This window comes from Lentimicrobiaceae bacterium (assembly GCA_023227965.1).
Taxonomy (GTDB): domain Bacteria; phylum Bacteroidota; class Bacteroidia; order Bacteroidales; family JALOCA01; genus JALOCA01.
Map to the genome: position 1 here is coordinate 1 of JALOCA010000057.1, position 13,914 is coordinate 13,914.

General features: G+C 40.1%; 12 protein-coding genes and 1 tRNA gene. 8 read left to right on the forward strand and 5 right to left on the reverse strand.

Annotated elements, in window-relative coordinates:
• Positions 1–682: 682 nt before the first annotated feature.
• Positions 683–1,684, forward strand: coding sequence for a virulence RhuM family protein (locus tag M0R21_13060; GenBank protein MCK9618751.1), 1,002 nt, complete (start codon positions 683–685; stop codon positions 1,682–1,684).
• Between the two features lie 167 nt (positions 1,685–1,851).
• On the opposite strand, the gene M0R21_13065 is transcribed toward M0R21_13060, so the two are convergent.
• Both M0R21_13065 and M0R21_13070 read right to left on the reverse strand, forming a co-directional pair.
• Complete coding sequence (locus M0R21_13065) at positions 1,852–4,605, reverse strand: TonB-dependent receptor family protein (GenBank protein MCK9618752.1); 2,754 nt, start codon at positions 4,603–4,605, stop codon at positions 1,852–1,854.
• Positions 4,606–4,671: 66 nt separating this feature from the next.
• Positions 4,672–5,409, reverse strand: coding sequence for a GLPGLI family protein (locus M0R21_13070; GenBank protein MCK9618753.1), 738 nt, complete (start codon positions 5,407–5,409; stop codon positions 4,672–4,674).
• 128 nt (positions 5,410–5,537) lie between these two features.
• On the opposite strand from M0R21_13070, the gene M0R21_13075 reads away from it, so the two are divergent.
• Together M0R21_13075 and M0R21_13080 are read left to right on the forward strand one after the other, a co-directional pair.
• Complete coding sequence (locus M0R21_13075; GenBank protein MCK9618754.1) at positions 5,538–7,055, forward strand: HAMP domain-containing histidine kinase; 1,518 nt, start codon at positions 5,538–5,540, stop codon at positions 7,053–7,055.
• Positions 7,045–7,746, forward strand: coding sequence for a response regulator transcription factor (locus M0R21_13080; protein MCK9618755.1), 702 nt, complete (start codon positions 7,045–7,047; stop codon positions 7,744–7,746). The genes M0R21_13075 and M0R21_13080 overlap by 11 nt, the downstream gene beginning before the upstream one ends.
• Before the next feature lie 158 nt (positions 7,747–7,904).
• Here the strand turns inward: M0R21_13080 and M0R21_13085 are convergent.
• The 3 genes from M0R21_13085 to M0R21_13095 form a co-directional block, all read right to left on the reverse strand.
• Positions 7,905–7,977 (reverse strand) — tRNA-Lys (locus M0R21_13085).
• Positions 7,978–8,068: 91 nt separating this feature from the next.
• On the reverse strand, positions 8,069–8,413 hold the full coding sequence (locus M0R21_13090; protein MCK9618756.1) for a cupin domain-containing protein: 345 nt from the start codon (positions 8,411–8,413) through the stop codon (positions 8,069–8,071).
• Positions 8,414–8,426: 13 nt separating this feature from the next.
• A complete protein-coding gene (locus M0R21_13095) occupies positions 8,427–9,050 on the reverse strand; it encodes an L-threonylcarbamoyladenylate synthase (protein ID MCK9618757.1) in 624 nt (207 codons plus the stop codon).
• A gap of 283 nt (positions 9,051–9,333) precedes the next feature.
• Between M0R21_13095 and bamD the strand changes: the two genes are divergently transcribed.
• The 5 genes from bamD to M0R21_13120 form a co-directional block, all read left to right on the forward strand.
• Positions 9,334–10,131 (forward strand): outer membrane protein assembly factor BamD, encoded by a 798-nt coding sequence (bamD, locus tag M0R21_13100; protein MCK9618758.1) that lies wholly within the window; start codon positions 9,334–9,336, stop codon positions 10,129–10,131.
• A gap of 11 nt (positions 10,132–10,142) precedes the next feature.
• Complete coding sequence (locus M0R21_13105; GenBank protein MCK9618759.1) at positions 10,143–10,481, forward strand: DNA-directed RNA polymerase subunit omega; 339 nt, start codon at positions 10,143–10,145, stop codon at positions 10,479–10,481.
• A 2-nt stretch (positions 10,482–10,483) separates the two neighbouring features.
• Positions 10,484–11,701, forward strand: a complete 1,218-nt coding sequence (gene coaBC, locus M0R21_13110) for a bifunctional phosphopantothenoylcysteine decarboxylase/phosphopantothenate--cysteine ligase CoaBC (GenBank protein MCK9618760.1) — start codon at positions 10,484–10,486, stop codon at positions 11,699–11,701.
• Positions 11,702–11,719: 18 nt separating this feature from the next.
• The gene (locus M0R21_13115) at positions 11,720–12,619 is read left to right on the forward strand and encodes a DUF4835 family protein (protein ID MCK9618761.1); all 900 of its coding nucleotides are present in this window, start codon (positions 11,720–11,722) and stop codon (positions 12,617–12,619) included.
• Between the two features lie 56 nt (positions 12,620–12,675).
• Positions 12,676–13,914 (forward strand): AAA family ATPase (locus M0R21_13120; protein ID MCK9618762.1); only part of this gene is annotated, 1,239 nt, incomplete at its 3' end.

The following is a 13,914-nucleotide window of genomic DNA, read 5'->3' on the forward strand; positions in this document are numbered from 1 at the left end:
GTAAATAATTATATTTGAACAATTTTAATAATTGCATGCTTCTATAGCTCACCTGTCAAATCACCTCCCCTTTGGGGAGGCTGGGTGGGGTCAGAAGTAACTTCATGAGACTTTGGTCGCTGAAACTTTAAGATTTTATAATTTCAGTAAATTTATATTGTTGAAGTAGCTTCATGAGACTTTGGTCGCTGAAACTCAACCCCTCCCTAACCTCCCCGAAGGGGAGGAGTACATTTACCTTAATTGAAACTTTATCACCCTGTTCTAAACCCTATATTTTTGTAAATAATTATATTTGAACAATTTTAATAATTGCATGCTTCTATAGCTCACCTGTCAAATCACCTCCCCTTTGGGGAGGCTGGGTGGGGTCAGAAGTAACTTCATGAGACTTTGGTCGCTGAAACTGAGCCAACCACGATTCTTCCCGATATGGGAAGAGTTGAAGTAGCTTCATGAGACTTTGGTCGCTGAAACTCAACCCCTCCCTAACCTCCCCGAAGGGGAGGAGTACATTTGAAGTGGCACTGTAGAATTTACGGTTTTAACAGGATTTTACATCGTAATCCGTAAAAATCCGTCCCATCCTTGTCATTCGTGTTCTATATCTTTGCGGTGTTTTTGGTAATTAGCGAAACAGAATTTATTTGTATCTTAGCGGATAGAAAAATCATTTTTCCCGATGAAAGAAGAAAAGAAAAACATCATTATTTATCATACTGCCGATGGCAAAGCCAGGGTATCGCTTTATGCCAAAGACGGTACGGTGTGGATGAACCAGACCCAACTGGCAGAACTTTTTGACACCTCGAAGCAAAATATTGGTCAGCACATTGCAAGTATACTTAAAGAGAGTGAGTTGAACCCTGACTCAGTTATAAAGAATTTCTTTACAACTGCCACCGACGGTAAGGAGTACAATGTTACTTTTTATTCGCTCGACATGATTTTAGCCATTGGATTCAGGGTACGCAGCAAACGGGGTACGCAGTTTCGGATATGGGCTAATACCACGTTGAAAGATTATATGGTAAAAGGCTTTGTGATGGACGACCAGCGGTTAAAAAATCCCGATGGACGACCCGATTATTTTGATGAACTGCTTGAACGTATCCGTGATATACGGGCTTCTGAAAAACGATTTTATCAGAAAGTCCGCGACTTGTTTGTCCTCAGCAGCGATTACGATTCTACCGACAAGGCTACCCAGATGTTTTTTGCCGAAACGCAAAACAAACTCCTGTATGCTGTAACCGGCAAGACTGCCGCCGAGATTGTTGTAAGCCGTGCCGATGCCGGACAGCCCAATATGGCTCTCACTTCGTGGAAAGGAAGTATTGTGCGCAAACAGGATATTTTTATTGCCAAAAATTATCTTACCCTCGACGAAATAGATACCCTGAACCGGCTGGTGGTTATCTTTTTGGAAACGGCAGAATTACGTGCCAAAAACCGTCTCGATATTACAATGGCTTTTTGGGAAGAAAATGTGGACAGGATACTTGCTTCCAATGATAAAAAAGTGCTTACCGGTTCCGGTTTGGTAAGCAATGCTCAGATGGAAGAGGTCGTACGAAAAATTTATGATGATTTTGATGCTGAACGGAAATCTTTTGAAGCTCGCCAGGCTGATCAACAGGATTTATCTGAGCTGGAACAGGAGATAAAAAAACGCAGACATTGATGGCTTTCACGGGCTAAGGAATCTATTTTATCCGTGTCTGTGAATAATGAGAGAATAAATGAGTGTGCGAATAATTAAGTGAATCCGCTTTTAATCCGTTTTATCTGTGTCATCAGTATTTCACCAAAATCTCTTTCTTCCTGCTCCCCAAACTCCCGGCTAAATATCTAATGCTTCCGGGTTTTGATTTCGATTGCACTTTTTCCAGTATCAAACTGGTTAAGTTTATAGCGAAAAGTCAGCATGGCAAAACGACCAATGGTATTGCTCCGGGTTTCTTTCAGGTAGTTTTGTTCGCTTATCCGTTCGATACCTTTGTTTTTATTCAGGATGTCGGCAACTTCCAGTAAAATCATTGCCCTGTTGCTTTTCATAAAGTTATAGCTCACCGAAGCATCAACGATGGGAATGGTGAGAGAGCTGCCAAAGCTTTTGTTGGTATAGTTTACCACATCAGCCGAAGCCCCGAAATTCCACCGCTGGGTGGGAGTCCATTTAACATCGGCAAACCAGGAATAATTAAAATACTTGTTGTTAAGATTTTTTTGTACGGAATATTTTGCATCGGTAAAGGATATTTCGCTACCGATTTCTACATCTATTTTTTCCTTCAAACGGTTATCGAAACTAATTTTTCCTTCGTGTGTGAGATTGGTCTGTTTGTTCATTATCCCGTTGATGATATTTTGTCCCCGGTTCCAGCTGCCGGTGTAGCCCAAATGAATGTTTGTCCTCAGCCATTTTATGGGAGTGCTGAAATTGACGGTTCCCGATAGGTTATAGTCGTTATCAACGTTAATCAAACGGATGGTTTGTGCGAGGCTGTCGTTGATGCTTCTGTCGAGGTTTATTTTATCCTTAATATAGTTTCCGTTTAGCATCGAAAAAACCGAAGTTTGCGAAAACTGGTCGAAGAGCATCCACGAAGCCGAAAGTGTTTGCTGATATTCGGGTTTCAGGTTACGGTTCCCGTAATAGAGCAACAGTGGATTGGTGTTGTTTACTATGGGCATCAACTGGTTTGCCGTGGGATTGTTCACTTCTGTGTAATAACTCAATGATGCCCTGTGCCCGTTTGTAATCTCGTAATCCATGCTGGCTGATGGTAACAGATAAAAGTCCTGATTCTTTTGTTTATTCGTCTTATTGAGTTGGTTCGAACGCCAGCCGGCTTCCGTTTCCAGCGAGAATTCCGTTTTAAGTTTTTTCCAGTTCTTCCTGAGGGTGAGCGAAGGGGAAATTTTATGGTATGAGTTTTCGAAATCAGGGCTAAGCGAATCAAGCGGAACAAAAGGTGATGTTTTTGCCCCTTGTTCCCTGCCGGTTAACTCGGTCGTAAAACCAGCTTTCAGTCCTGGTTCCAGGTAAGTACGGTGGGCTAATACAAACAGCGTTGATGCCGATAGGGTATAGTCGTGTTTGTTTGTTTTATTTTCCAATTGCTGACTTTGTGCCAAAGTACTGTTTTGTTCCCAAAATCGGGTAATGCTGTTCCACTCGTTCTTGTCGAGGCTATGGGACGAACTGCCGGACAGCGCCATCTTGAAAAGGCGGAGCGAGCCGTCAAATTTCTTTAGCCAACTTCCCGTAAGGTTACCTGAGAATTTGTTTCCGTTACTTTTGTCATATCGTTCAAGTGAATTCACGGTAAGGGGACCTGCCAGGTTGAGTAGCGACAGATTGCCTTTGTTATTGCTGGCGGTAAGCCCGGCATTTACGTTGAACAGCAGGGCAGTGGTGCTATCCGACCGGTCGCGGTAGCCCAGATTTATCCTGTGTGCCTGGTTGTCGGTTATATCATCGCTGAGATTTTTGGACGTTTGAGAACCGCTTTGATAAAAATAATCCGTTACCGAGTTTTGGTGGAGTTTCCGTTCGGAGGCGTTGCCAAGGTAGCTTCCATAAAATCTCCGGTCTTTCTTTAGTTCCACCGAATAGTTCATTCCGGCGGCTCCTGAGGTAAGTAATCCGTTAATTTTGTTGCCAAAATCAATGGGCGCGCTGTTGTCGAAACTAAGGCTTATTCTTGATGAACCGCTCATCATAGACGACAATCCACCGTTAAAATCAATGTAATCCTGCAGACTAAAGCCTGACTTATTGGTATTATTAAGCATACCGAGCATGGCAATCTGTTTGGTTTTGGTGAAGCGATATACCTTTGCATTGGCGGCATAATGGTCGCCGGTACCACCACCTGCCGATACTTCTCCAAACCATGCCTGTTTCTGCCCTTCTTTCAATACGAAATTGATGGTCTTTTCGCGCGAAGCATCTTCAATACCACTCAGATCGGCTTCTTCCGATTTTTTATCATACACCTGGACTTTTTTAATGGCTTCCGCCGGCAGATTCTTGGTTGTAACCTTGGGATCGTTGCTGAAAAATTCTTTCCCATCCACAAGAACATTCTGCACATCTTCTCCCAGTGCTTTGATGTTTCCGCTTCTATCCACTTCAACACCTGGTAGCTTGCGCAATATATCTTCGGCTACTCCGTCGGGTTTCACTTTAAAAGCTCCGGCATTGTATTCAATCGTATCCTTTTTGATCAGCATAGGGATGTATTCCGCCTTTATTTCCACGCCGTCAATCTGGTGTATTTGAGGACTCATCTGTATCACCCCCATGCTGTTATCTGAAACCGGAAGGATTATTTTCCTGTTGATAGTTTGATAGCCCATGGAAGCTGCCTGAAAAAGATATTCTCCGGGTTTTATTTTTCCTATCTCATAAGTTCCCGAAAGATTTGTTATGCCATAATATAAAAGAGAGGAATCGCTTGGTCGCATCAGTGTTACGGTAGCGTAGGGCAGGGGGCTCTTTTTTTCGTCGGTCAGGGTTCCGCGCAGTTCCGCCATTTGTGCTTTGATCAGCAAAGAAGAGAAAGTAATAAACAATAAAATTAATGTTTTTTTCATGATTGGAATTTTCATACCGGTTATTAAAGAGGGATGACCGTTTTTCCTGTTCAGATTTTCCTGTGGTTATTTTGTAATTATTTTGATAACTGTATTTCCGCCCGAACCGTTGCCGAGTTCTTTATTCTTTTCTTCGACAATTTTTTCAAATTCGGCTTTTGTTACTTTTTTCCCTTTTTTGGGTTTGGCTATTTCTTTTGCATCTATTGGTTCAAGGGAAATTTGGGTGGCTGTAATGATCTGCTGCCCGTCATTAATATCCGCATGCAAAATCATTCCCGGAAGACCATGCAGATTTCCGGGACCGGATGAGATAGAAATTTCTGGGGTAAACCATGCACTGATTTTATTTTCTTTGTATTGAGTGGTTGCTTCCATGCACTTCCTTCCGGCTATGGTTTTTTGTTTTCCTGTGATTTTCCAGTTCAAAGTGTCGGGGTCTGACTCAATAAGGAAGTTACGACCAAGAAAATCACGTTGCTCGGTTTTTTTCTGGGTTTTCAAATCGTAATATACCTTATTATCGGGTTGTACGATGTTGATGGAAGTTGCTATTCCATTGTTTTCCGTCACCATTTGCTCTTCATTTTTCTCTTTTTGTTCGTAAAATGTTGCCGTTGGCGTAAACAGGAGAATTTTTTCCGAAACGTTTTCTCTGGGAAGCACATCTGCAAGTTGTCCGCCTTGTGCATCGTCCAGTTTAATGTTTAGTTTCATGGTTTCCTTGTAGGTAATTTTGCCCGACTGAGCTGTTAAACCGATTGTCAGGACAAGGCTGAAGATTGTAAAAATGAGTTTTTTCATGTGTAAATGATTTGTTTTAAAAAGGGTTTATAGTGCTAAATTTTTGAAGCGAAAGTAGGCTCTGATGAGATGTTCCGTGGTTAATGGCAGGCTAATCAACGTTAATTAAGGTTAATGCACATGTTTCTATGGCTTTTAACATTACTTTTGTCTCCATTATCGAATTTATGAAACTGCCTTCCCGATTGAATTGGCTTAGAGTTTTAATGATCACAGCCCAACTGATGCTTACCGGGTTGGTGGTTCAGTGGCTCATGATGCAATACCGTGAACAGGAACATCTTCTGAAACAGCGTATAGAAACGGTTTATGTGGAAACGCAGCGTCAGGCAGAGGATTCTGCATTATATAAAAATTATATCGGACCTATTATTGATAGTAGCAGACGTATCCGTTTTAATATTGCTATCATAGATACGACCTCATCAAATCCAAATAGTTTTAGTAAAAATCAATCCCATACTTCTTTTTCACCTGATAAGATAAAACTAAGTTTCTTTAACGATTCAGATGCAAAAAGGATGGGCTTTGCTCAGGCAAAGCCGGGCAGCGGTTTATCCAATGAATTTCTTTTGCGTGGTGTTCGGATGCTTGTAAAACAAGCTTATGATTCTTCTTCCGGATTTCCGTATTATTCGGGCTTACAGACTTCTTCGTTCGATACCACTACTTTCAACGCTATTTTCATTACACGCATTGATTCGGTGTCGCCTCATTTGCAGGTGTATGTTACGGATAAACCTTCTGCTGGAAAGCAAAATCAGACAAAAACAGCTATTTCCTATACGATGGGGCAGGGGAAGGATGCTTATAAAGTTTCCGTGGAGGGAAGCCAGATGGTGATTCTTCGTGCGTTGATACAACCCATGGCATTTGCTGTTTTTTTGTTGCTGATAACCGGTGCTGCTTTTGTTATTGCCTTCCGGAGCCTGAAAGCTCAGATGCTGTTGAATTCTTTACGCGATGATTTTGTAAGGAATATGTCGCATGAATTAAAGACTCCGGTAGCTACGGTAAAAGTTGCCCTGGAAGCCCTTCAGAATTTTAATCGGAAAGATGATCCTGAAAAGCTGGTGGAATATCTTGGAATGGCCAGTCAGGAAATAAACCGGCTTGAATTACTTATTGACAGAGCAATAGGTGCATCCAATTTTTCGGGAACCAAAGGTCTGATAACGGTGCAGAAAGTGAATCTGAAGGAACTGACAGAAGAGGTGATTCGTTTATTTCAGCCTGTAACTGCCAGGGAAAATGCAACGGTTAACTTCAGTTCCGAACTGGATCTCCCGGTGATTACCGGCGATAAGCTGCAGCTTCAGGGCGTGCTGACCAATCTGATTGATAATGCTATGAAATATGCAGGCCCTAACCCGCAGATTGATATTCACATTATCCGCCAATCCGGAAATTACGTTCTTACGGTAGCCGACAGGGGTCCTGGAATTCCTGAGCAATACCGTAAACGGGTGTTTGATAAATTCTTCCGCATTCCCACCGGCGATGTTCATACGGTGAAAGGTCATGGGTTGGGGCTGACTTATGCCGCCATGGTGGTCCGGCTTCACAAAGGTTCTCTTGCGCTTACCGGACGTGAAGGCGGTGGCTGCGTGTTTACATTAACTTTACCCGATAACCATGACTCTTAAAATATTATATGTGGAAGATGAGCCGTTTCTGAGCCGTATTGTTACGGAGACGCTTCAGCAACAGAATTTCACAGTACATCATGAAGCTGATGGCTCAAAGGTTATAGATGCGCTTAATCGTTTTCAACCGGATATTTGTGTGCTTGACATCATGTTGCCTGGTGTGGATGGTTATACCCTTTGCCGGCAGATCCGTAGCCGTGTGCCGCTGCTCCCGGTGATCTTTCTCACGGCACGTACCGAGACTTCCGACCTGGTAAAAGGTTTCGAAGCCGGTGGTACCGACTATATCCGTAAGCCTTTTAGTATGGAAGAACTCATTATCAGGATTAAAAACCAAATAGAACTTACATCCAAACGAAATGGGAATCAAATGGTGAGTGAAGAGGTAGCTCTTGGCAATTATCGTCTTGTGCCTTCCCGTTATGAACTGATCAGCCCAACTAAGGTGATCAAACTGTCGCAACGCGATATGGAAGTGCTTTCTTTTCTTGCATCTAATCAGAACCATGTAACCGATCGACGTGAATTGCTCCTTTCTGTATGGGGCGACGATTCTTTCTTTAATTCCCGGACGCTCGACGTGTATATCCGCAAAATCAGGGAATATCTTTCCGAAGATCCCGGTATAGAGCTAATTACTTTGAAAGGAAAAGGGTATTTGTTTGTTGTGGATGGAAATAATAATTGATCAACCTGTGTAGTTAGGTTGAAGATATTGAATAGATTAATTCATAACCTGTAAATTCTGCTGATCTTGTAGTCTTGTGTGAATCTGTTTTATCCTCGTTATCGGTGTTCTGTAACAAAAAACCGCCCGGAAATCCGGACGGCTTTTAATCAGGAGGGTGATCTAGCTGGGATTCGAACCCAGGACCCCCGCCTTAAAAGGGCGATGCTCTACCTGCTGAGCTACTAAATCATCTCATTTTTGAGGGTGCAAAAGTATTGTTTTGTTTTTATCCGACAAAATATTTTTTGTAAAAAATCTCTTTTAATTATCTAATATACTGCTATTCAAATATCTTAATATCTCCATGCAGAGCTAACCAGATGCAATTAGGCTTGCGGCTTACTTCGGTAACTTTATGTCGTAAATGTGCAGGAATCAGCACGTAATCTCCTTCGGTAAGTTCAAGGGTTAAATTATCTTCAAATTCAAGAACAGCTTTTCCTTTTAACAAAATTACCCATTCGTCGTTATCTTGGTCGTACCATTTGTTATTGATTCCGCTTTCGCCATTACTTACTATCCGTTCGATGCAAAGATGTGCCGAACCTGCCATTCGTTCCATCCGTTCCTTTTCCACATTTTCAAGATGGTTAACGTTAAAAAAATTTCCGGTGTGCAGATACATTTTTTGCAATAATTTACAGATCGTTAATGTTTATTTCACCTTTTCCCTGTCTTAGAATTTGTATTTCATCGCCCGTACAATCCAGCACGGTAGAAGCCAAATTTCCACCAAAACCCGAGTCAATGACGATATCCACCTTTTTTTTATATTTTTCGTAAATCAGTTCGGGGTCGGTGGTATATTCAATTATTTCGTCATCGTCGTGCACCGAGGTAGTAAGTATGGGGTTACCCAGCAATTGCACAAGGGCAAGGGGTACCGCATGGTCAGGAATTCTGATTCCAACGGTCTTTTTCTTTGACTGCAACAGGTTGGGAACTTTGCTGTTGGCTTTAACAATAAAAGTAAATGGACCCGGAAGGGTCTTGCGCATTAAACGGAAAATATGATTATCAATAGGCAAAGTAAATTCAGATAGTTGGCTAAGCGTATTGCAGATAAATGAAAACTGGGCTTTCTCCTTTTTGATACCTTTAAGTTGTGCTATGCGCTCAATAGCCTTGGATTGTGTAATATCGCAACCCAGTCCATACACGGTATCAGTAGGATAAATAATTACTCCTCCGCTTCTGAGACAATCTGCCACCAGTAGTAATTGCCGCTCCGACGGATTGAGTCCATGAATTTTTAATAACATTTACTTTATTGATTATTAGTTGTATAAAAATATTATTATTAGTTAGCTATCGAAAACAAATTTACATTATTTTTCGTTAAATTAAAATAAGAAATACTTTACAGAGAAAATAGCTGAATTTCTTTTTATTGAGGTAATTGAATGAGGGAAAGGGCTAATTATTATCAGGTAAATTAAATATTGTTTGCGTTAAAAATGCAAATGGTAAATAATTCGGTAGTATATACTAAACGGAAGTGAAAGGTCGTTTTTCTATTCTGTTAAAAATTATTACTTTTGCGGCATGTTTAGAAAACCGGTTTTCATAATTGTAGCAGCAGCTTTATTGCTGCTTGTATCCTGCAGTAGGTATCAGAAATTATTAAAAAGTTCCGACAATAACCAGAAATACGAACGGGCATTAGTATATTACGAAAAAGGTGATTATTATCGTAGTATGCAACTTCTTGAGCAACTGCAAAGCATTTTTAACGGAACCGATAAGTCGGAAAAGATAAGTTATTATTATGCCTACTGTTATTACCAGCAAGGCGATTTCATGTCGGCAAGTTATTACTTCAAACGGTTTGCTAAAAACTTTCCAAGCAGCAAATTTGCTGAAGAATGTGCATATATGAGTGCATATTGTAATTATCTCGATTCACCCGATTACAATCTCGATCAGACAAATACCCTGGAAGCCCTCAAAGAAATGCAGTTGTTTATTAATACATATCCCAATAGCGAGAGGGTACAACAGTGTAATGACCTCATGGATAAACTTCGTGCAAAGTTAGAACGCAAAGCCTTTGAAATTGCGCAACTTTATTTGAAGATGTCGGATTATAAAGCCGCTATAATTTCTTACAAAAATGTACTGAAGGAATATCCCGATACGCCCCACAAAGAACAGATTCTGTTTGATCTGCTGAAAGCCAATTACAAATATGCAGTTAACAGTATAACATCCAAACAAAAAGAAAGATACCAGGCTGCGATGGACGCATATAACATTTTTGCATCTGCATTTCCCGAAAGCAGCCAGATGAGTCAGGCTAAAAGCATGTATAAAAACTCACAAAAAGCATTAGAAATACAATAATAAATAATTATATGGAATATAAAAAACTTAAGATTGATTTATTGGCAGTTACACGTAATATGGAGCAACTGAATGCTCCGACAGGAAACATTTACGAAACAGTGAATATCCTCTCAAAAAGAGCCAACCAAATCAGCAAAGAAATTAAAGAAGAACTCGGTTCAAAAATTCTTGAGTTTTCAACCCCCTCCGATAACCTGGAAGAGGTTTTTGAAAACCGTGAGCAGATTGAAATAGCCAAATACTACGAACATATTCCAAAAGCATCATTGGTTTCTACGTATGAATTTCTGAATAACGAATTATATTTCCGCAATCCAGCCAAAGAAATTGCACCTGATCAGTTTTAAGTATGCTTTTGCAAGGAAAAAAAATTATCATTTGCATTACAGGTAGCATTGCAGCCTATAAAATTCCATTGCTCATCCGCCTGTTGAAAAAAGAAGGAGCTGAAGTACAAATAATTGTTACTCCTGCGGCAAAGGATTTTGTTACCCCGCTCACCCTCTCTACATTATCGCAAAATCCGGTATTATGCGATGCCTTCAGCCTTGCCGACGGAAAATGGAACAGCCATATAGAACTTGGCAGATGGGCAGATTTAATGCTTTTCGCTCCGTTAAGCGCAAATACTCTTGCAAAAATGGCTAATGGAATAGCGGATAATCTGTTACTTACAACGTATCTTGCTGCACGTTGCCCTATATTTTTTGCTCCCGCAATGGATATGGATATGTATCAGCATCCTGCCACGCAGAAAAATGTTAAAATTCTACAATCGTTTGGCAACACCCTTATTGCACCCCGTGAAGGAGAACTTGCCAGTGGGTTATGCGGAGCAGGCAGAATGGAAGAGCCGGAAACTATAGTTGAAATATTTAAACAATATTTTCATGCACAGCAGGATTTTTTGGGTAAAAAAGTACTGATTAGTGCAGGCCCAACTTACGAAAATATTGATCCCGTACGTTTTATAGGTAATTATGCAACAGGTACCATGGGCTATGCCTTGGCAAACGAATTTAATAAACGTGGCGCTTCGGTAACCCTGGTAAGCGGACCCACACATTTAACATCAGAAGATGTAAACATTAATGTTGTACATGTTACCTCTGCCGAAGAAATGAAAAATGCCTGCCTGTTGCATGCTAAGGACGCTGACATTATTATCATGGCAGCAGCGGTGGCAGATTTTACACCCGTAACGCCCCATTCAACAAAAATTAAAAAGTCAGATCATATAGATTTAACTCTCCGGTTACAGCCCACAACGGATATTCTTGCGGCGTTATCAAAACAAAAGCACAAAAATCAGTATATTGCAGGGTTTGCTCTCGAAACCGACAATGAAATTGAGAACGCCAAAAAGAAACTTGCAGATAAAAATCTTGATCTCATCATATTGAACTCTTTAAAAGAACCGGGAGCAGGTTTTGGGTATTCCACAAACAAAATAACTACACTTGATAAAAAAGGGAATATTGTTTCTTACGATGTAAAAATGAAACAAGAAGTAGCTAAGGACATTGCTGACACAATTCAAAAGCAGGCAGCAAAACCTGCCAGATAGTCATTTAAAGCAGAAGTGATGAAAAAATGGATTGCAATAATAAGTTTAATTTTCAGCTTTACACCTGCTTACACACAGGAGCTTAATGCAACAGTTCAGGTTTCTGCCCAACAGGTTGAAGGCACCGAGCGTAAGGTTTTTCAAACTTTACAGCAGGCGTTGTATGAATTTATCAACAATAAGCAATGGAGCAACTATTCATATAAATTGGAAGAAAGAATAGAGTGTACTTTTTTAATCACTATTACAGAACGTCTGTCAAGCGACGAATTTAAAGCAAAGTTGAATATTGTGGTTCGCCGTCCTATTTTTAAAACTTCTTATAATTCCACTTTATTCAATTATATAGACAATGATTTTACATTTAGATATATAGAATACCAACCTCTGGATTACGATGAAAATGCCTTTACGTCAAATCTTACTTCGGTAATAGCGTTTTATGTCAATATTGTTCTGGGGCTTGATGCCGATTCATTTACTGCATTCGGAGGCTCGCCGTATTTTGAAAAAGCACAAACGATAATCAGCACTGCACAAAATGCCACTGAAAAAGGATGGAAAGCCTTTGAAAGTCAGAAAAATCGTTACTGGCTTATTGAAAACCTGTTAAATTCTTCATACAGCCCCATACGCGAAGCCATGTATAAGTACCATCGTTTGGGCATGGATGTATTTACCGAAAATATTGAAAGTGGCAGAGCTTCGGTTACCGAAAGCCTCGAACTATTGCGCAAAGTCAACCGTCAGAAACCCGGTTTATTCCTGATACAATTGGTTATGGATGCCAAACGTGATGAACTGGTAAATATTTATTCACAGGCAGCACCCATGGATAAAACCAAGGCAGTGAATTTGTTAAAAGAAATAGACCCTGCCAATTCCAGTAAGTATCAAAAGATTCTTACAGATAAATAAGCTTAATCAAAATAGAAATTCTTATTTTTGTTGGAAGCTCAACAAAACAATATGCTATGCTTGTACACTTGCGAATAGAGAATTATGCACTTATCCGCCACCTTTCAATACCTTTTAATGAAGGATTTACGGTAATTACAGGTGAAACAGGCGCCGGAAAATCAATCTTACTGGGGGCTTTGTCTTTAATTTTAGGACAACGTGCCGATACGCAAGTGCTAATGGATAAATCAAAAAAATGTTTCGTAGAAGGTACCTTTAAAATTACCGGATACGATCTTAATAGCTTTTTTGAGCAAAATGACCTTGATTATGAAGATACCCTTATAATTAGAAGAGAGATAAATTCTGCCGGAAAATCAAGGGCATTTATTAACGATACGCCGGTAACTCTTTCGCAACTGAAAGAGATTAGCGAAAAACTTGTAGACATCCATTCGCAACATGAAACAGTTGAACTGAATACATATAGTTTCCAGATGGATTTGGTAGATGATTTTGCCGGAAATCAACAATTGTTGAAAGAATATAAATTACATTTTCGGGAATATATGGCACTAAAAGCCCTTCTTTCTGCATTACGCGAGAAAGAAAAACAATCCAAAACAGACCAGGATTATTATGCTTTTTTGTTGAACGAACTGAATGAAGCCCATCTTGTTATAGGTGAGCAAACAGCACTTGAAACCGAATTGGATTTGTTAACACATTCTGAAACAATAAAAACCAGTTTGTTTGCCGCTTCACAAATACTTCAATCCAGCGAAGAGAACGTAACAGGGAAATTAAATGAAGTTGCTTCGGTTTTGAAGAATATTGCAAGACTGCATCCCGAAATAGAATCTTACCTGATAAGAATTCAGGAGTCTATTGTTGAACTGAAAGATGTGGCGAGTGATATCGAAAAATTGCATGAAAAAGTGAATTTTGATCAGGAAAGGATTGAACAAATTAACCAACGACTGCAGCTTATTTTTCATCTTGAACAAAAACACAGGGTTGCTAATCCCGACGAACTCATCAAAATGCAGGAAAAGATTGCCGCCAGATTAAATGCCATCAGCCATCTGGATACTGAAATTGCAGAATCAGAAAATATTTTTTTTACTCTTGAAAAACAATTATTTACACTGGCTAACCAAATAGTACAAAGCAGAAACAGCGTTAAAAAACCAATGGAAACAGCTATTGTATCTGTGCTTAATGAACTGGGAATGCCCGATTCCCGTTTTTCAGTTGACCAACAGGTAGGTGATGAATTAACCGGCAATGGAATAGATAAAATCAGGTTTTTA

Coding starts and splice junctions, on each gene's coding strand:
- M0R21_13060 (MCK9618751.1), top strand. CDS start 683: ATGAAAGAAGAAAAGAAAAACATCATTATTTATCATACTGCCGATGGC.
- M0R21_13065 (MCK9618752.1), bottom strand. CDS start 4,605: ATGAAAAAAACATTAATTTTATTGTTTATTACTTTCTCTTCTTTGCTG.
- M0R21_13070 (MCK9618753.1), bottom strand. CDS start 5,409: ATGAAAAAACTCATTTTTACAATCTTCAGCCTTGTCCTGACAATCGGT.
- M0R21_13075 (MCK9618754.1), top strand. CDS start 5,538: ATGGCTTTTAACATTACTTTTGTCTCCATTATCGAATTTATGAAACTG.
- M0R21_13080 (MCK9618755.1), top strand. CDS start 7,045: ATGACTCTTAAAATATTATATGTGGAAGATGAGCCGTTTCTGAGCCGT.
- M0R21_13090 (MCK9618756.1), bottom strand. CDS start 8,413: ATGTATCTGCACACCGGAAATTTTTTTAACGTTAACCATCTTGAAAAT.
- M0R21_13095 (MCK9618757.1), bottom strand. CDS start 9,050: ATGTTATTAAAAATTCATGGACTCAATCCGTCGGAGCGGCAATTACTA.
- bamD (MCK9618758.1), top strand. CDS start 9,334: ATGTTTAGAAAACCGGTTTTCATAATTGTAGCAGCAGCTTTATTGCTG.
- M0R21_13105 (MCK9618759.1), top strand. CDS start 10,143: ATGGAATATAAAAAACTTAAGATTGATTTATTGGCAGTTACACGTAAT.
- coaBC (MCK9618760.1), top strand. CDS start 10,484: ATGCTTTTGCAAGGAAAAAAAATTATCATTTGCATTACAGGTAGCATT.
- M0R21_13115 (MCK9618761.1), top strand. CDS start 11,720: ATGAAAAAATGGATTGCAATAATAAGTTTAATTTTCAGCTTTACACCT.